The 19277-nt window shown below is 65.2% G+C and carries 15 protein-coding genes and 1 pseudogene; 11 read left to right on the forward strand and 5 right to left on the reverse strand.

Features of this window, described 5'->3' with window-relative positions; translation table 11 throughout:
- The first annotated feature begins 164 nt into the window (after positions 1-164).
- From B2W55_RS06300 to rocF, 3 genes are all read left to right on the forward strand, one after another.
- Positions 165-2684 carry a glycogen/starch/alpha-glucan phosphorylase gene (locus B2W55_RS06300; RefSeq protein WP_024578926.1) on the forward strand — a complete coding sequence of 840 codons (2520 nt, stop codon included), beginning with the start codon at positions 165-167 and terminating at the stop codon, positions 2682-2684.
- Positions 2685-2881: 197 nt separating this feature from the next.
- Entirely contained in the window at positions 2882-3700 is an 819-nt protein-coding gene (locus B2W55_RS06305; protein WP_024578925.1) for an acyl-CoA thioesterase, read from the forward strand.
- A 133-nt stretch (positions 3701-3833) separates the two neighbouring features.
- Complete coding sequence (gene rocF, locus B2W55_RS06310; RefSeq protein ID WP_024578924.1) at positions 3834-4811, forward strand: arginase; 978 nt, start codon at positions 3834-3836, stop codon at positions 4809-4811.
- Between the two features lie 213 nt (positions 4812-5024).
- On the opposite strand, the gene B2W55_RS06315 is transcribed toward rocF, so the two are convergent.
- Together B2W55_RS06315 and B2W55_RS06320 are read right to left on the reverse strand one after the other, a co-directional pair.
- On the reverse strand, positions 5025-6641 hold the full coding sequence (locus tag B2W55_RS06315; RefSeq protein WP_024578923.1) for a phosphoenolpyruvate carboxykinase: 1617 nt from the start codon (positions 6639-6641) through the stop codon (positions 5025-5027).
- A gap of 750 nt (positions 6642-7391) precedes the next feature.
- A complete protein-coding gene (locus B2W55_RS06320; protein ID WP_024578922.1) occupies positions 7392-8126 on the reverse strand; it encodes a HugZ family protein in 735 nt (244 codons plus the stop codon).
- A gap of 241 nt (positions 8127-8367) precedes the next feature.
- Between B2W55_RS06320 and B2W55_RS06325 the strand changes: the two genes are divergently transcribed.
- From B2W55_RS06325 to B2W55_RS06345, 5 genes are all read left to right on the forward strand, one after another.
- Entirely contained in the window at positions 8368-9069 is a 702-nt protein-coding gene (locus B2W55_RS06325) for a response regulator transcription factor (RefSeq protein ID WP_024578921.1), read from the forward strand.
- Positions 9070-9180: 111 nt separating this feature from the next.
- On the forward strand, positions 9181-10989 hold the full coding sequence (locus B2W55_RS06330; RefSeq protein WP_024578920.1) for a sensor histidine kinase: 1809 nt from the start codon (positions 9181-9183) through the stop codon (positions 10987-10989).
- Positions 10986-11552 (forward strand): HPr kinase/phosphorylase, encoded by a 567-nt coding sequence (locus tag B2W55_RS06335; protein WP_024578919.1) that lies wholly within the window; start codon positions 10986-10988, stop codon positions 11550-11552. The genes B2W55_RS06330 and B2W55_RS06335 overlap by 4 nt, the downstream gene beginning before the upstream one ends.
- A gap of 87 nt (positions 11553-11639) precedes the next feature.
- Entirely contained in the window at positions 11640-12041 is a 402-nt protein-coding gene (locus B2W55_RS06340) for a PTS sugar transporter subunit IIA (protein ID WP_021076632.1), read from the forward strand.
- Positions 12038-12364 carry an HPr family phosphocarrier protein gene (locus B2W55_RS06345; protein ID WP_024578918.1) on the forward strand — a complete coding sequence of 109 codons (327 nt, stop codon included), beginning with the start codon at positions 12038-12040 and terminating at the stop codon, positions 12362-12364. Before B2W55_RS06340 ends, B2W55_RS06345 begins: the two co-directional genes overlap by 4 nt.
- Positions 12365-12504: 140 nt before the next feature.
- Here the strand turns inward: B2W55_RS06345 and B2W55_RS06350 are convergent, their stop codons facing one another.
- The 3 genes from B2W55_RS06350 to B2W55_RS06360 form a co-directional block, all read right to left on the reverse strand.
- The gene (locus B2W55_RS06350) at positions 12505-14118 is read right to left on the reverse strand and encodes a glycosyltransferase family 39 protein (protein WP_024578917.1); all 1614 of its coding nucleotides are present in this window, start codon (positions 14116-14118) and stop codon (positions 12505-12507) included.
- A gap of 182 nt (positions 14119-14300) precedes the next feature.
- Positions 14301-15080, reverse strand: coding sequence for a M15 family metallopeptidase (locus tag B2W55_RS06355; protein ID WP_029878774.1), 780 nt, complete (start codon positions 15078-15080; stop codon positions 14301-14303).
- Positions 15081-16463 carry a YARHG domain-containing protein gene (locus B2W55_RS06360; protein ID WP_024578915.1) on the reverse strand — a complete coding sequence of 461 codons (1383 nt, stop codon included), beginning with the start codon at positions 16461-16463 and terminating at the stop codon, positions 15081-15083.
- Between the two features lie 162 nt (positions 16464-16625).
- Between B2W55_RS06360 and lepA the strand changes: the two genes are divergently transcribed.
- The 3 genes and pseudogenes from lepA to B2W55_RS06375 all read left to right on the forward strand — a co-directional run.
- Entirely contained in the window at positions 16626-18437 is a 1812-nt protein-coding gene (lepA, locus tag B2W55_RS06365; protein WP_024578914.1) for a translation elongation factor 4, read from the forward strand.
- Between the two features lie 94 nt (positions 18438-18531).
- The gene (locus B2W55_RS06370; RefSeq protein WP_024578913.1) at positions 18532-18867 is read left to right on the forward strand and encodes a hypothetical protein; all 336 of its coding nucleotides are present in this window, start codon (positions 18532-18534) and stop codon (positions 18865-18867) included.
- A 185-nt stretch (positions 18868-19052) separates the two neighbouring features.
- Positions 19053-19277: pseudogene (locus B2W55_RS06375) on the forward strand (MFS transporter); the annotation flags it as partial.

Below are 19277 nucleotides of genomic sequence, written 5' to 3' on the forward strand. Positions count from 1 at the left end.
CTCGGCGTTCGCAGCCGATGATAGCACCGCAAGCGGCAGGTTCGAATGCCTGAAATCGGCCCGGTCCTTGCATAAAATCACGGCAAGTGCGGTGCGCAACGGCTCTCGACGGTTTCGATTGCAGCGCAACGCGCGTATCATTGCGTAGAGTCTGAACGGCGGGGATTGGCGCGTTGCAGGAACAAACAAACTATCCGGCCTTGAATCAGCCGGTTGACGAGCTGGCGCTAAGCGAGATCAAGGGCGCGATCCTGGCCAAGCTCCGGCTTGCGATCGGCAAGGACGCCACCGTGGCGACCCGGCGCGACTGGTACAAGGCGGCGGCGCTGGCGCTGCGCGACCGCATCGTGCATCACTGGCTGACGGCCGAGAAGCAGACCTACGACGCCGGCGCCAAGCGCGTCTATTATCTCTCGCTGGAATTCCTGATCGGCCGCCTGTTCACCGACGCGCTGAACAATATGGGGTTGCTGCCGCTGTTCGAGGCCGCGCTCGGCGATCTCGGCGTCGATCTGTCGGACCTGCGCAAATGCGAGCCGGACGCGGCGCTCGGCAATGGCGGCCTCGGGCGGCTTGCAGCCTGCTTCATGGAGAGCATGGCAACCCTGGCGATCCCCGCCACCGGCTACGGCATCCGCTACGATTTCGGCCTGTTCCGCCAGATCATGAACCAGGGCTGGCAGCAGGAATATCCCGATGAGTGGCTGGCGTTCGGCAACCCCTGGGAGTTCCAGCGGCCGGAGGTGGTCTACAACGTCCATTTCGGCGGCACCGTCGAGCATGTCGACGAGCGCGGCCGCGACCGCGCCATCTGGCATCCTTCCGAAACCGTCGAGGCGATGGCCTACGACACGCCGATCGTCGGCTGGCGCGGCCAGCACGTCAACGCACTGCGGCTGTGGTCGGCGCATGCGCCCGACCCGCTCAAGCTCGACGTCTTCAACTCAGGCGACTACGTCTCGGCCAGCGCCGAGCAGGCGCGCGCCGAGGCGATCTGCAAATTCCTCTACCCGAACGACGAGAGCGCGGCGGGCCGCGAGCTGCGGCTGCGCCAGGAATATTTCTTCGTCTCGGCCTCGTTGCAGGATCTGGTGAACCGGCATCTCGCCTCCGACGGCGGCCTGCGCAACCTCGCGCAGAAGGCGGCGGTGCAGCTCAACGACACCCATCCGAGCCTTGCGGTCACCGAGTTGATGCGCATCCTGGTCGACTTGCACAATTTCCGCTGGGACGAGGCCTGGAAGATCACCGTCGCGACACTGTCCTACACCAACCACACGCTGCTGCCGGAAGCGCTGGAGACCTGGCCGGTCGAGTTGTTCGAGCGGCTGCTGCCGCGGCATCTCGAGATCATCTACCGCATCAACGTGGCCCATCTGGCGCTTGCCGAGGAGCGCTTCCCCGGCGACATCGAGTATCGCGCCTCGGTCTCGCTGATCGACGAGAAGAGCGGCCGCCGCGTGCGCATGGGCCAGCTCGCCTTCGTCGGCTCGCACCGCATCAACGGCGTGTCGGCGATGCATTCCGATTTGATGAAGGAGACCGTGTTCCACGACCTGCATCATCTCTATCCGCAGCGCATCACCAACAAGACCAACGGCATCACCTTCCGCCGCTGGCTGATGCTGGCCAATCCGCGGCTGACCGCGCTGCTGCGCGAGACCTGCGGCGAAGCCGTGCTCGACGACTTCTCGCTGCTCGACCGGCTCGAGGCGCATTCCAGCGACCTCGCATTCCAGAGCCGGTTCCGCGACGTCAAGCATCACAACAAGCTGGCGCTGGCGCGGCTGATCGGCGAGCGCAACAACGTCAAGGTCGATCCGTCGGCGCTGTTCGACGTGCAGATCAAGCGCATCCATGAATACAAACGGCAGCTGCTCAACATCCTGGAGACGATCGCGCTCTATCACGCGATGAAGGACGACCCGGCCGCGAACTGGGTGCCGCGGGTGAAAATCTTCGCCGGCAAGGCGGCGGCGAGCTATCGCTACGCCAAGCTGATCATCAAACTGATCAACGACGTCGCCGAAATGGTCAACAATGACGCCTCGCTCGGCGGCAAGCTGAAGGTGGTGTTCCTGGCCGACTACAATGTCAGCCTCGCCGAGGTGATCATTCCGGCCGCCGATCTGTCCGAGCAGATCTCGACCGCCGGGATGGAAGCCTCCGGCACCGGCAACATGAAGCTCGCGCTAAACGGCGCGCTGACCATCGGCACGCTCGACGGCGCCAATATCGAGATCCGCGACGCGGTCGGCCCCGAGAACATCGCGATCTTCGGCCTCGAGGCCGGCGACGTCATGGTCCGCCGCAAGCAGGGGCTCGATGCCTCTGACGTGATCCGCAAATCGCCGCGATTGGAGCGCGCGATCCGCGCCATCGAGAGCGGCGAATTCTCGCCGGGCGACGCCGCGCGCTTCGCCTCGATCGGGCACGCGCTGCGCTATCTCGACCACTACATGGTCTCGGCGGATTTCGATTCCTACTACGACGCGCAACGCGGCATCGACGCCCGCTGGCAGGTGCCGCCGGCCTGGACCCGCGCCTCGATCCTCAACGTGGCGCGGATGGCGTGGTTCTCCTCCGACCGCACCATCCGCGAGTATGCCGAGGACATCTGGCACGTGCCGGTGCATCCAACCGCGTCGCCGCAACTCGGTGCGCAGCGCGAGGCGAAGGGGTAATACCGGGACGCGGAAATCGATTACGTCCAACGTCATTGAATTCCACGCGCCAGCTCGCGATATTGGTTGCGAAGTCACGCCGTCATTGCGAGGAGCGAGGCGACGAAGCAATCCACCCATCCGCATATGCGGCGCGTTGGATTGCTTCGCTTCGCTCGCAATGACGGCGGCGCATCTTTTACGATCCAAGGAATTGCATGCTCTCCAAGCTCCCGCATCTGTTCGACGACGCAACGACCGTCACCGCCGGCGACAGCCGCTGGCAGGGGCGGACCAGCCCGGATTACTGGGCATTCGTCGGCCCGTTCGGCGGCTGCACCGCTGCGACCATCCTGCGGGCGCTGATGCAGCATCCGCAGCGGGCGGGCGATCCGCTGGCGCTGACCGTGAATTACTGCGCGCCGGTCGCCGAGGGCGTGTTCGATCTCGACGTCCGCCTGGTGCGCAGCAACCGCTCCAGCCAGCACTGGTCGGTCGAGCTGACGCAAGGCGGCGGCGAGGTCTCGACGCTGGCGACCGCCGTGTTCGCCGAGCGCCGCACCTCGTGGTCGCACCAGCCGGCGCAATTTCCGGGCGCCGCGCCGTTCGAGCAGCTTCGGCCCTATCCGAAGCTCGCGATGACCTGGGCCAACCAGTACGATTTCCGCTTCGCCGAGGGCGAGCCAAAGTTCGGCGGCGGCGCGGCGAAGCAGCCGTCGAGCGCATACTCGAAGCTCTGGATCGCCGACCGCGTGCCGCGCAAGCTCGACGCGCTGTCGCTGATGTCGATGTCGGACGCCTTCTTCGGCCGCGTGTTTCACGCCCGGCACGAACTGGTGCCGTTCGGCACGGTGTCGCTGACCACCTACTTCCACGTCGACGCGGCCGACCTCGACACCGAGGATACCACCCGCGTGCTCGCGGTCGCCGACGCCAAGACCTTTCACAAGAGCTATGGCGACCAGAACGGCGAATTGTGGTCGCCGTCCGGCCGCCTGCTCGCGACCACGACGCAGATCGCCTACTTCAAGGCCTAGATCGTCTCGAAGCGTAGGGTGGGCAAAGCGTAGCCAAATATCCACATTGCTCTGTTACCAGCGGATTGCCTATTTCAGGCGTTGAGGGAACATTGGCGCGTCGCTTCTGTTCCACGCCTTGGGAGTCTGCCGCATGCCCGAAGCCGACAATTCCAGACCTCAGCGCATCGCGCTGCTGGGCGTTCCCATCGAGATCGGCGCATCGCAGGCCGGCCCGCTGATGGGACCAGACGCACTGCGCACCGCGGGCATCGCGCGCCTGCTCGAGCAGCTCGACTTCCACGTTGACGACCACGGCAACCTGGCGATCCCGGCCGTCGTCGCCGACGGCCCGGTGCCGGCCAACACCCGCTTCTACGACGAGGTGAAGACCTGGACCCGCGCGCTGTCCGAGCGCGCCTACTGGCTGGCGCATTCCGGCGCGATCCCGATCTTCATGGGCGGCGACCATTCGCTGTCGATGGGATCGATCAACGGCGTCGCGCGCTACTGGCAGGAGAAGGGCCGGCCGCTGTTCGCGCTGTGGGTCGATGCGCATGCCGACTACAACACGCCGGCGACCACCATCACCGGCAACATGCACGGCATGTCGGCGGCCTTCCTGTGCGGCGAGGACGGCCTGGACGATCTGCTCGGCGGATTGCCGCGCGCCTCGATCCCATCCGACCAGCTCGCGCTGATCGGCACCCGGTCGGTCGACCCGCTGGAGCGCAAGCTGCTGCGGCAACGCAACGTCTCGATCGCGGACATGCGCCAGATCGACGAGTTCGGCGTCGCGGTGCTGACCCGCCGCGTCATCGAACGCGTCAAGGCCAAGAACGGCGTGCTGCATGTCTCGTTCGATGTCGACTTCCTCGATCCCGACATCGCGCCCGGTGTCGGCACCACGGTGCCCGGCGGCGCGACCTATCGCGAAGCGCATCTCATCATGGAGCTGCTGCACGATTCAGGATTGGTGCGCTCGCTCGATATCGTCGAGCTCAATCCGTTCCTCGACGAACGCGGCCGCACCGCGCGCGTCGCGGTCGAATTGATCGGCAGCCTGTTCGGCTTGCAGATCACCGACCGGCAGACGCCGAGCAATGCCGTGCTGCCGGAGATGGGGGAGTAGCAGCGGCCGAGCGCACACAGCTCTCTGCCCGTCATCCTGAGGAGCGCGTAGCGCGTCTCGAAGGATGTACGGCCACAGTGGGGCTGTCGCCCTTCGAGACGCCGCTCACGCGGCTCCTCAGGGTGACGGTCGCACAGCATGTGCTTTCTTGCGGGAAGCAAAAAAAGGCGGCCACCAGGGCCGCCTTTTGCAATCGCGTAACGCTTGCGCAGCCTACTCCGCGGCCAGCTTCACTTCCGGCGCGGCGGCGCGGACGTCGGCGTCGACCTGCGCTTCGAACTTGGCGAAGTTCTTCTGGAACATGCCGACCAGCGCACGCGCGGTCTTGTCGAACTCGGCCTTGTCGGCCCAGGTCTTGATCGGATCGAGGATGTGCGGTTCGACGCCCGGCAGCGAGGTCGGCACCGCGAAGCCGAAATACTTGTCGGTGCGGAAGTCGGCGTTGCGGAGCGAGCCGTTCAGCGCCGCGGTCAGCAGCGCGCGCGTCACCTTGATCGGCATGCGGCGGCCGGTGCCGTACTTGCCGCCGGTCCAGCCGGTGTTGACCAGCCAGCAATCGACATTGTGCTTGGCGATCAGCTCGCGCAGCAGATTGCCGTAAACCGACGGATCGCGCGGCAGGAACGGCGAGCCGAAGCAGGTCGAGAATTCCGGCTGCGGCTCGTTGCCGAGACCACGCTCGGTGCCCGCGACCTTCGCGGTGTAGCCGGACAGGAAGTGATACATCGCTTGCGCCGGCGTCAGCTTGGCGATCGGCGGCATCACGCCGAAGGCGTCGGCGGCGAGCATCACCACGTTCTTCGGATGCGGCGCGCGGCCGGTGCGCGAGGCGTTCGGGATGAAATCGAGCGGATAGGCCGAGCGGGTGTTCTCGGTCTTCGAGCCGTCGTCGAAATCCGGCACGCGGTCATTGGCGCCGAGCACGACGTTCTCCAGCACCGCGCCGAAGCGCTTGCTGGCGGCATAGATCTCCGGTTCGGCTTCGCCCGACAGCTTGATGCACTTGGCGTAGCAGCCGCCTTCGAAATTGAAGACGCCGTCCGCGCTCCAGCCGTGTTCGTCATCGCCGATCAGCGTGCGCTTCGGATCGGCGGAGAGCGTGGTCTTGCCGGTGCCGGACAGGCCGAAGAAGATCGCGGTGTCGCCGTCGGGGCCGACATTGGCCGAGCAGTGCATCGGCATCACGCCCTTCTCGGGCAGGTAGAAGTTCAGCGTGGTGAACACGCTCTTCTTCATTTCGCCGGCATAATAAGACCCGCCGATCAGGACGATCTTGCGGGCGAAATCGATCGCGACGACGTTCTCCGACTTGCAGCCGTGGCGTTTCGGATCGGCGCGGAAGCTCGGCAGATCGATGATCGTGAGCTCCGGCACGAAGCCCGCGAGCTCCGAGGTCTCGGGGTGAATGAGCAGCGTGCGGATGAACAGCGAGTGCCAGGCCAGCTCGGTGAAGACGCGCGTCTTGATGCGATGCGTCGGATCGGCGCCGCCATAGAGGTCCTGCGCGAACAGCGTCATGCCTTCGGCATGCTTGAGGAAGTCGGCATGGAGCGTCGCGAACTGCTCCGAGGTGATCGACTGGTTGCCGGCCCACCACATGCTCTTGTCGGTCAGGCCGTCGCGGACCGTGAACTTGTCCTTCGGGCTGCGACCGGTGAACTCGCCGGTGTCAGCGCACAACGCGCCATCGGCCGACAGCACCGCTTCACCGTTGCGCAGCGCATGCTCATAGAGCTGCGGCGCACCGTAGTTCCAATGCACGCCCTTGAGATTTTTTAAGCCGAATTTGTCGGCGCCAAAGGCACCGCTATGCACGCCCGTCTCTTGCACGAAGAACCTCCTCGAACCCGCGTATCCTTGTTCGCGCGAATGTCGCTAGTCGCGCCCCGTCGCGGTGATGACCGTCGTCGGAATATAGCCTCTCGGCCCCGGTCCGGCGACCTAATAGTGGGGATCGCCGGGCTTGCCAAGCCAGTCGGTCGGCTTTTGGTTTATTCCAAGACGTGTCCGTCATCGGGCGCAAATACCGCAGCGCGAAACGCTTTCGCTTTGGTTTCGTTTTCGCATTGTTTTCCCCACGGTCGGACGGCGTTTCGCCGTCTTTCCCGCTGCGAACAAGGCTTTGCAATGCACAAAGAGTGCCAGCGATCGACGCGCGCCCCTGCTCCGCAAGGCGCAGAATGCCGGGTATGCATTTCGCGTTGAAGATGTGTCGTTGAGATAAGCCGCCGCGAGTTGATGTGGCATTGCTGTGCGAGCATCTCGTCCGCTATCGGGCAGCTTCAATGCGCGGCGACGGCGAATGTTCCGCGACGCCCACGCGCGTTCGCAGGCGAGATGATCGCTGTCCTGACAATCGATGATAACGCAATCAAACCACCACCCGCACATCACCATTGTTCGGAGATCGCAATCCCGGCGCTTCTCCTTTGCAGCAGTGCCGGAAATGCTGGCACGCGCCTCAGGCCCACTCAGCGATGACGCGCACACACCAAATGATCGCGCTGTCAGAAGCAGAGCAATCCCGGCACCGGCAACCGAGCGCGGCGGTCGTGCGACACGATGCCTCGTCGAAGGCGCCTAGACCTTGGCGCGCGCCTCGCCGGCGAGCCGGACCAGCATCTTGCGCAACTCGGTGCCGTTGCTGACACGATCGGGGAAGGTGAGCCGCAGCGTGTCCCGGCCGGCTTGCAGGTCCATGCCCTCCGGATCGCAACCGGTGCAGAGCCAATCGGCGCTTTCCGCGCCGAGCAGGCGGGTGGCGTAGAGATTCATGGCGTCGCGGTGATCCTCATTCATATGTGCCACCGCGCCACCCTCGGCCTCCAGCAGCGCTTCGGCGCCAGAGAGATCGGTCAGCAACTGCGCCGTCGTCAGGTCGACGATGCGGCCGAACCCGGCGACCAGATGGGCGCCGTGCGGCCGGATCACGAAGAACGAAAAATCCTTAAATTCTACAAAGGCTTCCGCCGACGGCTGGGCAGCAAGGTAGCGCCGGCGGACCAGCTCCCGCTCTGCCTCCGTGACCTCCTCCGCCTGGCCGCCGAGCATGATCCGGGCGCCCTCCAGCGGGTCGCCCTCGGCGCGCTCGTCCAGCATCAGCGACACCCTGGCGTCGGCCAGGATGTTCCTGGTGTGCAGCGCCAGCCGCGAAATCAGCAGGATCGGGGAGCCATCGGGGTGGCTGGCCAGGTTGACCAGGGAGCAATACGGATCGCCCGAACCGGCCATCAGCGTGGCGAGCGCACCCTGGCGGCTGCGGCGGAGCAGCGATCGGGCAAGGCGGGCGGGGTCGAAGTCGGCGGTCGGTTGCATGGGCCTATCGGGTCATTTTGAGGGCGAAATGGGCCGGTTCCAGACGAAAAAAGGGCCTGTTTTCATGGTCTCAGGGTGGTATATGGGGTCCATCGCGTGGGTCGCAGAAACGTATTTTTTGCGGAACTCGGTCACACTTCAGCCCAGCTTGCATTGCTCGTTGACCGCGTTCGAAGCCCATTTCCACGGCGCGTCGCCAAAGTGCCCGCCGTTTAAGCCACTCTCATTGTGAAAGCAGCTCATGCCCACAATCGCCTTGGTCGACGACGACCGCAACATTCTCACTTCGGTGTCGATCGCGCTCGAAGCCGAAGGCTATCGCATCATGACCTACACGGATGGTGCGTCGGCGCTGGATGGATTTCGCACGTCGCCGCCCGATCTCGCGATCCTCGATATCAAGATGCCGCGCATGGACGGCATGGAGACGCTGCGCCGGCTGCGCCAGAAGTCGGACCTGCCGGTGATCTTCCTGACCTCGAAGGATGAAGAGATCGACGAATTGTTCGGTCTGAAAATGGGCGCCGACGATTTCATCCGCAAGCCGTTCTCGCAGCGCCTGCTGGTCGAACGCGTCAAGGCCGTGCTCCGCCGCGGCCAGCCGAAGGACCCGGCCGCCGCGCCGAAGGAGCCGGACGCGCGCGCGCTCGATCGCGGCTTGCTGCGCATGGACCCGGAGCGCCACACCTGCACCTGGAAGAACGAGCCGGTGACCCTGACCGTGACCGAATTCCTGATCCTACAGGCGCTCGCCACCCGCCCCGGCGTGGTGAAGAGCCGCAACGCGCTGATGGACGCGGCCTATGACGACCAGGTCTATGTCGACGACCGCACCATCGACAGCCACATCAAGCGGCTGCGCAAGAAGTTCAAGGTGGTCGACGACGACTTCGAGATGATCGAGACGCTGTACGGCGTCGGCTATCGCTTCAAGGAAGCCTGATCTGCGCCTCCCGGGCGGCTTGTTAACTGACAGGGCCCGCACGGCTGGGGTAAGCTTGGGCCACCGCCTGCTTCGCGGGACGACATCCAAACCAACCGGCAGCTTTCGCCTGTGCTTGATCGAACGCAGCTCGAGCAGGGACTGAATACCGAGGACGCGTCACTGCTCCTCGATCAGGAAGCCGTGGCCGACGAGGTGGCGCGGGACAAGGGCTGGCGCCGCCCGCTCGGCTGGCTGCGCCGCGCCGGCCAGTTCTTCTTCGCATTGTCGTTCTCGAGCCTGACGCGCCGCATCGTCTCGCTCAACCTGGCCGGCCTCGTCGCCTTGGTCGCCAGCATCCTCTATCTGTCGCAATTCCGCGCCGGCCTGATCGAGGCGCGCACCCAGAGCATGATGGTCTATGCCGAGATCATCTCGGAGGCGATCGCCGCCTCCGCGACCGTCGAAGGCAACACCGTCACCATCGATCCCGACCGGCTGCTCGACCTGAAGCCCGGCGAGAGTTTTGGCCAGCCGGATGAATCGGCCGATTTCCCGATCAATCCCGAGCGGGTCGCGCCGATCCTGCGTCGCCTGATCGCGCCGACCAAGACGCGCGCCCGCATCTTCGACCGCGATGGCGGCCTGATCCTCGACAGCCGCAATTTGTTCGCGCGCGGCGACGTGCTGCGCATGGAGCTGCCGCCGCCGTCGGAGAAGCCGTCGCTCTATGAGAAGACCAAGGCCACGATCAAGACCTGGCTCAACCGCGGCGACCTGCCGATCTACCGCGAGCTCGGTCCCGAAGGCGGCAAGGGCTATTCCGAAGTCGCGCAATCGCTCGAGGGCCTCAACAGCAGCATGGTGCGCGTCACGGAGCGCGGCGCGATCATCGTGTCGGTCGCCGTTCCGGTGCAGCACTTCCGTGCGGTGCGCGGCGCATTGATGCTGACCACCCAGGGCGACGACATCGACCAGCTGGTGATGTCCGAGCGCCTCGCCATCCTCAAGATCGGCGGCGTCGCGTCCGCGGTCATGATCATGCTGTCACTGCTGCTGGCGAGCACGATCGCAGGCCCGGTGCGGCGGCTCGCCGACGGCGCCGAACGCGTCCGCCACCGCATCCAGACCCGCGTCGAGATTCCCGACTTCACCGGGCGCCGCGACGAGATCGGCCATCTCTCGGGCGCGTTGCGCGACATGACCAACGCGCTCTACAGCCGCATCGAGGCGATCGAGATGTTCGCCGCCGATGTCGCGCATGAACTGAAGAACCCGCTGACCTCGCTGCGCTCCGCGGTCGAGACGCTGCCATTGGCGCGCAACGAGAACAGCCGCGCCCGGCTGCTCGCGGTGATCGAGCATGACGTCAGGCGGCTCGACCGCCTGATCTCCGACATCTCCGACGCCAGCCGGCTCGATGCCGAGTTGCAGCGGCAAGACATGGCGCCGGTCGATCTGCGGCGGCTGTTGACCACGCTGACCGGCGTCGCCAACGAGACCAGGCTCGGCCACGACGTTGCCGTCGAGGCCCGCTTCGAGGGTCGCGGACCGAACGATCCGTTCTCGGTGCCCGGCCATGATTCCCGACTCGGCCAGGTGATCTCGAACCTGCTGTCGAACGCGCAATCGTTCTCCAAGCCGGGCGACAAGGTGCGCATCGTCTGCCGCCGCACGCGCGGCGAGGTCGAGATCGTGGTCGATGATGACGGGCCCGGCATCGGCGAGGACGCGCTGGAGCGGATCTTCGAGCGCTTCTACACCGACCGGCCGCATCAAGGCTTTGGCCAGAACTCCGGCCTCGGGCTTTCGATCTCCAAGCAGATCATCGAAGCGCATGGCGGGCGCATCTGGGCCGAGAACCGCACCGGTCCGGCGGATGACGACGGCAAGCCGACCGTCGCCGGCGCACGCTTCGTGGTCAGGCTGCCAACACTATGAGCGACAATTCAAGCGTGCACGCATCCGCCGTTCTCGTCGGCGAGCGTGCGGTGCTGATCCGCGGCCCGTCCGGCGCCGGCAAGTCCCGTCTCGCCTTCGATCTGATTCTCGCCGGGCGCACCGGCGCGCTTCCGCCGGCCATTTTGGTGGGGGATGACCGTGTCCATCTCGACACAGCCGGTGAACAATTGTGGGTTCGTCCGGCGCCCCAATTGGCCGGTCTGATCGAGATCCGGGGCCTCGGAATCCGCCACTGCCCGTTCGCCAGCGAGGCCATGGTCGGGTTGATCGTCGACCTTGCCGCCGACGATGCCGAGCGGCTGCCGCCGCCGGAGGCGCTCAAGTCTCGCCTCAATGGTGTTTTGTTACCGCGATTACCCGTCGCCGCCGGCTTCCTACCCCTGCCGCTAGTTGTCGCAGCGCTGACGACAACCGAAAGTTCATGGTCCCGTAATCTTGCGGCCAATTGCCGGGAGGGAATTGGTAACCATATCACATCCACAATCGCGCCGGATTTTGCCGGCGCAGCCTCCCCTCTCTACCGCCAGGAACCGGGAGACTAGCCAAGATGCCCTCTTGCGCAGGGCCTCTGGATGGTCAAAGTGGCGCGTTCGTGCGGTGCACCAAAGGGCGCCCGCGAGGAGTTTCCGATGATTGGTCTAGTGCTGGTGACCCATGGGCGCCTTGCCGACGAGTTCAGGGCGGCGCTCGAACACGTAATGGGTCCGCAGAAACAAATTGAGGCAATTACGATCGGTGCCGAGGACGATTCCGATCTCTGTCGAAGCGACATCATCGAGGCGGTGAATCGCGTCGATAGCGGCGACGGCGTTGCGATCCTCACCGACATGTTTGGCGGCACGCCGTCGAACCTTGCGATCTCCTGCATGAGCCGTCCGAAGGTGGAAGTGCTCGCGGGGATCAATCTTCCCATGCTGGTCAAGCTCGCCAAGGTCCGCGAGGAGCGTTCGCTGCCGGACGCGATCGCGATGGCCCAGGAAGCCGGACGCAAATACGTCACCATCGCCAGCCGCGTGCTCGCAGGCAAATGAGCGACGGGGCCTCGGGCGATAACCAGGCCGGCCCGGGCGTGCCAGCGGGCGCCATGTCCCGCGAACTGCTGATCGTCAACAAGCGCGGCCTGCATGCGCGGGCATCGGCCAAGTTCGTCCAGTTGGTCGAACGCTTCAATGCCGAGGTCTGGGTCACGCGCGGCGGCGAGACCGTCGGCGGCACCTCGATCATGGGCCTGATGATGCTGGCCGCCGGCCCCGGCACCACGGTCGTGGTCTCCGCCAAGGGCGCCGAGGCGCAGCAAGCGCTCGACGCCATCGCCGAACTCGTCGCCAGCAAGTTCAACGAGGAAGGCACGTAAGCGCGGCCTCCCCTGTAAGGCCGCCAATCTATCCATCCCGTCATTGCGAGCCAACGGGTCGCGCGAACGCGCGCCCGATGACAGGCTTCGTCGCTATCGCTCCTCGCAATGACGAGGCGTTCGCGGACTCTGAGCGGGCGCTACTTCGCCGGCGGCACCAGATAGACTTTCCAGGCGGTCGACGGCCCGGGATGACCGTTGAAGAAGCGCATGGTGGTCATCACCAGCGGCTCGGCATCCTTGGCATTCTCCGCCATCCACGCCTCGCATGGCTTCAGGAACACCGGATCGGTGGTGTCGCAGATGCCGATGAAACCGAGACGCCTGGCTTCATCGAGCGAGGTCAGACCGGAGGTCCACGCTTCGCCCGGCACCAGCGACGCCGGATGATCCGGACTGTAGAACGTCATCGGCTCGCCGATGTCGGAACGCGCAATCACCACGGCCCAGCGTGAATGGAATCTGTCCTGCCAGGTCTGGGTGAGCTCGCGGGCGAGCTCGGAGCGCGCCGCGTAGGTCGCGGCGCCATTGTGGCTCGACGCCATCTCCTGCGTGGCGATGCTGGGCGCGGCGATCAGCGTGGCGATCGTGGCCACCAACCAGACCGCCGTGATCGAGAACAGCGCCATGCGCGGGAAGCGCAGCGCGGGGATCGCGACCAGCGCCAGCGGCACCAGGAAGAACAGCGGGATGCCCCAATCGGTCTTGATGTAGACGGTGAACGCCAGCGCGCCGAGCGGCGGCCCGATCGCGACGATCGACTGGATGATCCAGACGTTGAGCGCCTGCGGCAGGTTGACGGCCGGATTGGGTCCGCGCGACCAGATGCGCGCCAGCACGTCCGACGGCCGCCACGGCACCGCCCCCAGCAGCAGCGCGACAAAGCCAAGCGCAACGGGAATCGCGAGCAGCCCGGCATTGTGCAAGATGTAGCCGATCACGAGCTGCACGTTGAGCGCGCGGCTCGACAGCGCATAGACGTCGCCGGCATAGGTGAACGGCACGAAGTTCACCTCCTCCAGCCACACCAGATGCGGAATCATCGCCACGATCATCGTGCCGATCGCAACCCATGGCGCCGGCGAGCGCAGGAACTGGGCGCGCTGCGGATGGATCAGCGCGGCAAGCCCGATGGCGCCGATCACCGTCACCACCCAGTACTTGGTCATCAGCGCCAGCATGCCGGCGAAGCCGAGCCACAGACCTGATTTGAAGCTGCGCTTCTCGAACGCGTTCAGATAGGCCAGCACCAGCAGCGGCAGCGGCAGCAGCTGGGCGAGGTCGGCGTTGTACTTGAAGCCCTTGAAATTGAAGATCGGGTAGAGCGCGAGCATCACCACCATGAAGAACGCGCGACGGCGATCGACGACACGCAGCGCGATCAGCCAGCACACCACCAGCGCGAAGCTGACGGTGGCCATCGCGAGCGCATAGGTCGACCAGTTGGTCACGGGGAAGATCCTGAACCAGACGCCTGCGATCCAGCCCGACAGCGGCGGATGCTTGCCGTAGCCGAGCAGGAAGCGCTGGCCCCAGGCATAGGCTTCCGCGACATCCATGTGGACGTCCTGCGCGGCCTTCAGCTTGACCAGGATGAGCGTCCAGAGAAACGCGTGGACCAGCGCGAAGCCGATCACGAACCACAGGCTGGTCCTGGGATCGGTGGCGCGCGAGGCGATCCATGCGGCGATCCGGCGAATCGTCAGCTTGCGGCTCGTGCGCCGTGCGGCGGGAAGAATGGAGACGGTCGACATGGCCTGTGCCTGAGGCATGCCCCGGAAAAGTGGCAAGCGGATTTCCGGGTGGATCATGCCCGAGTGGAAGCGGGAGCGCAGAGATAGCTCGTTTGGACTACGCCGCGCTTTAGCGCGTTTTTGTGGCCAGTGAAATCAGCTTGGCGTGAGAACGCCTCCAGCCGACGGATTCGGCTTCCGATTCACTTTCCGAGCAGCTCCGGCCGGTATTCGAAGTGCATGGTATCGTAGTGATACCATTTGCCGCCCCAGATGAATCCATGGCGCTCGAAGATATCGACGATCTCTCGCGGCATCCGGTTCTTGTAAGGGATGGTCTTGGCCTTGCCGTCTCCCTTGGCTGCCCATAGCCAGTAATCCGAGACCTTCAGGTTGAGGTCGATCGCGGCGGCATAGCCATGCATGCTCATCCGGCCGGTATCGGCGACGGCGCGACATGACAGCACACCTGCGATCGGAAAAGCCGCTGCACGCAGCGCCGGATCGAGTGCGTCGATCTCGGCGGAGACCTGCTTGAGACGCTCGGCGACGCCGTTGACCCGTGTCACCTGGACCGGCTTGCCCCAGGATTTCGGCAGCCAGGTGATCGTCACCAGGTTCCTTTTGACCTCGCCGGTATTGCAGTCGCCGTACATCTTCCTGAAGAAGGCTTCGTTGCGGAAACGGCCGGGATCAACGTTGGGGGCCGGCGGTGCCGACGGCCCGGTCGGATAAGTTAGCCGCATCTGGTCGAGGATCGACGCATTGCGCAGCATCTGGTCGAACGGCTTGTCGGAGACGCCGTCATCGACCGGCATCACCGTGCCGTCGCGCCAGGTGATCGACGTGTCGTCGTGGCCGGACAGCGCATCGGGATAGGCGCGCACCAGGCGGTCGAGCAGTTCGGAGCGCGTTTCGGCTTGCGCGAGCGGTGGCATCAGCGCGAGCAATGCAATGATGCAAGCTGTCCCTCGCCCGGCCATTCAGCGCTTCCCGGTCTGATCGATCAGCGCGACATTGGCCTCCTCGATCGCGTTCAGCTTCGGATTCCAGCTGTTCGGCGCATACCAGGGGAAGCGCGAAAAATACGCCTTGAGATCGGCGGAATCGAAATAGCGGCCCCTGCGGGCAAAGATCTCGTTGCGCGCGATCCGCAACTCGTCCCGCGACAGCCGGCGCAAATCGGCCGGCGTCAGCAGACGGCGATCGGAATCCGGGAAGATGAAGCCGCCCGGCGCCGCTCCCGTGCCGAGCTCGAAACGATCGATCAGCGCGACATTCGCGCTCTCGACAGCGTTGAGCGGCGGGTCCCATGAGCGGGGTACGTACCAGGCGAACTTGCTGAAGCGCGCGGTCAGGTCGGGCGCATTGAAGTAGCGCCCGCGCCGCGCGAAGATTTCGTTGCGGGCGATCCGCAGCTCGTCCTTGCTGAGCGCCTTGAGATCGGCGTCCGACAGCAGGCGGCTGTCGGAGTCCGGGATGATGAAGTCCGATTGGGTGCGCGCTGCCGGCGGCGCCGATGCAGGCAGGCTTTGCTGCGGCGGGATCACCGTCGCCGGCGGATCGGCGGTCGCGACCTGGTTTGTTGCGACCTGGTTTGTTGCGGCCGGCGCGTTGCCGGCAAAATAGAACGAGCCGTCGATCGGCGAGGTCGAGACCCACGGCTGCTGCGCGCTGCCGGTGGCGCGTTTGACCACCAGACCGACCTGATTGAAGGCTTGCAGCACGTCGAGCCCGGGCTTCTGCATGGTGTCGACCAGCGCGCGGGTGTAGGGGCTGTGGCCGTCATCGCCGTCCAGCGCGACGTTGCCGGGCTGGGTCGCGTAGGACAGCAGCGTGCCCTCCGGCGCGCGGATCTGCGCAAGGCCGCCATCGGCGGCGCGCAGGCCGCGCCCGCCGAACGGATTGTTCCGGCAGGCATCGAGGATGACGATGTTGAGCCGCGTGCCCGCCCCTTCCATCTGCCGCAGCACCAGGCTGACATCGACCATCTGGAAATCGACATCGGCCTCGCGCGTGGGGTTGGCCGACACCGGCACCAGATAATTGGTGCCGCGCACCTGGATGCCGTGGCCGGCGTAATAGAACAGCGCGACGTCGGCGCCGATCAGCTGGCTGCCGAAGCGCTGGATCGCGGTGTCGAAGCCGGCCTTGTCGAGATCGACCTGGGCCCGTCCGCCGACCAGCGCGAACCCCAGCCGTTGCAGCGTGTCGGCCACGAGCTCTGCATCGCTCTTCGGATTCTGTAGCCGCGACACGTTCTGATAGGTGGAATTGCCGACGACCAGCGCAACGCGCTTCTCGGCGGCCGCCGGCGCGACCAACAGCACGGCGAGCAATCCGGCAGCGAGCAAGGTCCAGCGCATCGTCAGGTCCAGGGTTTTCGGGCCGAAAGACCTAGCAGAAACATGCCCGAAAATCGATCATTGCAACCCGACCGGAAAGACCCCCGTGATTCGCCGTCACACCCCTGCAAAATACCGCAATATGGTTGCCCGCGCGGGGGTGCGGATGCTATCCCGCGCCCCATGACAACTGCCCCGATTTCCAACATCCGCAACTTCTCCATCGTCGCCCATATCGACCATGGCAAATCGACCCTTGCCGACCGCCTGATCCAGATGACGGGCGGCCTGTCGGATCGCGAAATGGCGGGCAAGGAGCAGGTGCTCGATTCGATGGATATCGAGCGCGAGCGCGGCATCACCATCAAGGCGCAGACCGTCCGGCTGAACTACCGTGCCAAGGACGGCAAGGATTACATCTTCAACCTGATGGACACGCCCGGCCATGTCGACTTCGCCTACGAGGTGTCGCGGTCGCTGGCGGCCTGCGAGGGTTCCCTGCTGGTGGTCGACGCCAGCCAAGGCGTCGAGGCGCAGACCTTGGCCAACGTCTATCAGGCACTCGACAACAATCACGAGATCGTGCCGGTCCTGAACAAGGTCGACCTGCCCGCGGCCGAGCCGGAGAAGGTCAAGCAGCAGATCGAGGACGTGATCGGCATCGACGCCTCGGATGCTGTGATGATCTCGGCCAAGACCGGTGTCGGCGTGCCCGACGTGCTGGAGGCGATCGTCACCCGCCTGCCGCCGCCGCAGGGCGACCGCGACGCGACGCTCAAGGCGCTGCTGGTCGACAGCTGGTACGACGTCTATCTCGGCGTGGTGGTGCTGATCCGCGTCGTTGACGGCACCATGAAGAAGGGTAGCCGCATCCGCATGATGGGCACCGGTGCCGCCTACGACGTCGAGCGCGTCGGCTTCTTCACGCCGAAGATGCAGCAGGTCGAGGAGCTCGGCCCCGGCGAGATCGGCTTCATCACCGCGGCGATCAAGGAAGTCGCCGACACGCGCGTGGGCGACACCATCACCGACGACCGGAAGCCGGTCACCGAAATGCTGCCGGGCTTCAAACCCGCCATTCCAGTCGTGTTCTGCGGACTGTTCCCGGTCGACGCCGACGACTTCGAGACGCTGCGCGCGGCGATGGGCAAGCTACGCCTGAACGACGCCAGCTTCTCCTTCGAGATGGAGACCTCGGCCGCGCTCGGCTTCGGCTTCCGCTGCGGCTTCCTCGGCCTGTTGCACCTCGAGATCATCCAGGAGCGGCTGTCGCGCGAATTCGATCTCAATCTGATCGCGACCGCGCCGAGCGTCATCTACCACATGAAGCTGACCGACGGCACCGAGCTCGAGATCCACAATCCGGTCGACATGCCCGACGTGGTCAAGATCGCCGAGATCCAGGAGCCGTGGATCGAGGCGACCATCCTGACCCCGGACGAATATCTCGGCAGCGTGCTGAAGCTGTGCCAGGACCGCCGCGGCTCGCAGAAGGAGCTGACCTATGTCGGCTCGCGCGCGATGGTGAAGTACGATCTGCCGCTCAACGAGGTGGTGTTCGACTTCTACGACCGGCTGAAGTCGGTCTCCAAGGGCTACGCCTCGTTCGACTATCATCTGACCGACTACAAGCCGGCCGATCTGGTCAAGATGCAGATCCTGGTCAACGCCGAGCCGGTCGACGCGCTGTCGATGCTGGTGCATCGCACCCGCGCCGAGGGCCGCGGCCGCGCCATGGTCGAGAAGATGAAGGAGCTGATCCCGCCGCACATGTTCCAGATCCCGATCCAGGCGGCGATCGGCGGCAAGGTGATCGCGCGAGAAACCGTCCGCGCGCTGCGCAAGGACGTCACCGCGAAGTGCTACGGCGGCGACATCACGCGCAAGCGCAAGCTTCTGGAGAAGCAGAAGGAAGGCAAGAAGAAGATGCGGCAGTTCGGCAAGGTCGACATCCCGCAGGAAGCCTTCATCGCCGCGCTCAAGGTGGACAGCTGAGCCGACCGCGCCGGCGTTGCCCGTTATTGTCCCAGCAACAAAACGCACCATGATTTGAATCGCCATCACCCCGCGTGCGGGCTAAATTCGGATCATGTTGCGCATCCTGTCGTTCTCGATCGTCATCCTCGCATTGTTGCAGCCGGACCTGAGCTCGGCTGCCTCCTCGAAAAAGCGCCACGGCAGCACGCGCTGGCATGGCTACGGCTTCCTGCCCGGCTACCGCCAGCCGCCCAATCCGACCATTCCGGTGCTCGGCCCGCGCGGTGCCGCGCGCGGCTACCCGGACTATTCGCCGCAATATTGGTATGGCGGGGACTGGCACTACTTCGGCCGCCCCGGATTCCATGGCGGAGGCCGCTACAATGGCGGCAGCTACGGCCCGTGCTGGGTCTGGACACCGATCGGGCGCGCCTGGGAGTGCGGCTAGCTAGAGCCTTTCCCGTTCCGATAGAATCGGAACGGGGCTCCAGGTTCTTGACTTGACGCGTTTTCTTCACGCGAACCGGTATCCACTTCGCTCGAAAACGCTCTAGCTTGCCGACCGCGGACGGATGCGCCACCATCGCCGCAAGCGCGGACCAACAACAGCAACACCGCGCAACGGGGAAACGCATGAGCAAGGCCGCGCGCTTTGACTATGGCTGGGTCGTCGTCGGCGCGGGCGCGCTGATGACCTGCGTCGGCTTCGGCACGATGCTGTCGCTCGCCGTGTTCCTGCAACCGATCTCGGATGCGATGGGCTGGTCGCGCGCCGGCATCTCGGCGGCGGCGACGCTGGATTTCCTCTGCATGGGCTTTGCGGCGTTCGCCTGGGGCGCGCTGTCCGACCGCTTCGGC

The organism is Bradyrhizobium sp. UBA2491 (assembly GCF_002341725.1).
In the GTDB taxonomy this organism is placed as follows: domain Bacteria; phylum Pseudomonadota; class Alphaproteobacteria; order Rhizobiales; family Xanthobacteraceae; genus Bradyrhizobium.

Excerpts from the sequence above, each read along its gene's own strand:
- B2W55_RS06345 (WP_024578918.1), top strand. The coding sequence starts at position 12,038 with ATGAGCGACGGGGCCTCGGGCGATAACCAGGCCGGCCCGGGCGTGCCA.
- B2W55_RS06305 (WP_024578925.1), top strand. The coding sequence starts at position 2,882 with ATGCTCTCCAAGCTCCCGCATCTGTTCGACGACGCAACGACCGTCACC.
- lepA (WP_024578914.1), top strand. The coding sequence starts at position 16,626 with ATGACAACTGCCCCGATTTCCAACATCCGCAACTTCTCCATCGTCGCC.
- rocF (WP_024578924.1), top strand. The coding sequence starts at position 3,834 with ATGCCCGAAGCCGACAATTCCAGACCTCAGCGCATCGCGCTGCTGGGC.
- B2W55_RS06355 (WP_029878774.1), bottom strand. The coding sequence starts at position 15,080 with ATGGCCGGGCGAGGGACAGCTTGCATCATTGCATTGCTCGCGCTGATG.
- B2W55_RS06340 (WP_021076632.1), top strand. The coding sequence starts at position 11,640 with ATGATTGGTCTAGTGCTGGTGACCCATGGGCGCCTTGCCGACGAGTTC.
- B2W55_RS06335 (WP_024578919.1), top strand. The coding sequence starts at position 10,986 with ATGAGCGACAATTCAAGCGTGCACGCATCCGCCGTTCTCGTCGGCGAG.
- B2W55_RS06320 (WP_024578922.1), bottom strand. The coding sequence starts at position 8,126 with ATGCAACCGACCGCCGACTTCGACCCCGCCCGCCTTGCCCGATCGCTG.
- B2W55_RS06325 (WP_024578921.1), top strand. The coding sequence starts at position 8,368 with ATGCCCACAATCGCCTTGGTCGACGACGACCGCAACATTCTCACTTCG.
- B2W55_RS06360 (WP_024578915.1), bottom strand. The coding sequence starts at position 16,463 with ATGCGCTGGACCTTGCTCGCTGCCGGATTGCTCGCCGTGCTGTTGGTC.
- B2W55_RS06350 (WP_024578917.1), bottom strand. The coding sequence starts at position 14,118 with ATGTCGACCGTCTCCATTCTTCCCGCCGCACGGCGCACGAGCCGCAAG.
- B2W55_RS06370 (WP_024578913.1), top strand. The coding sequence starts at position 18,532 with ATGTTGCGCATCCTGTCGTTCTCGATCGTCATCCTCGCATTGTTGCAG.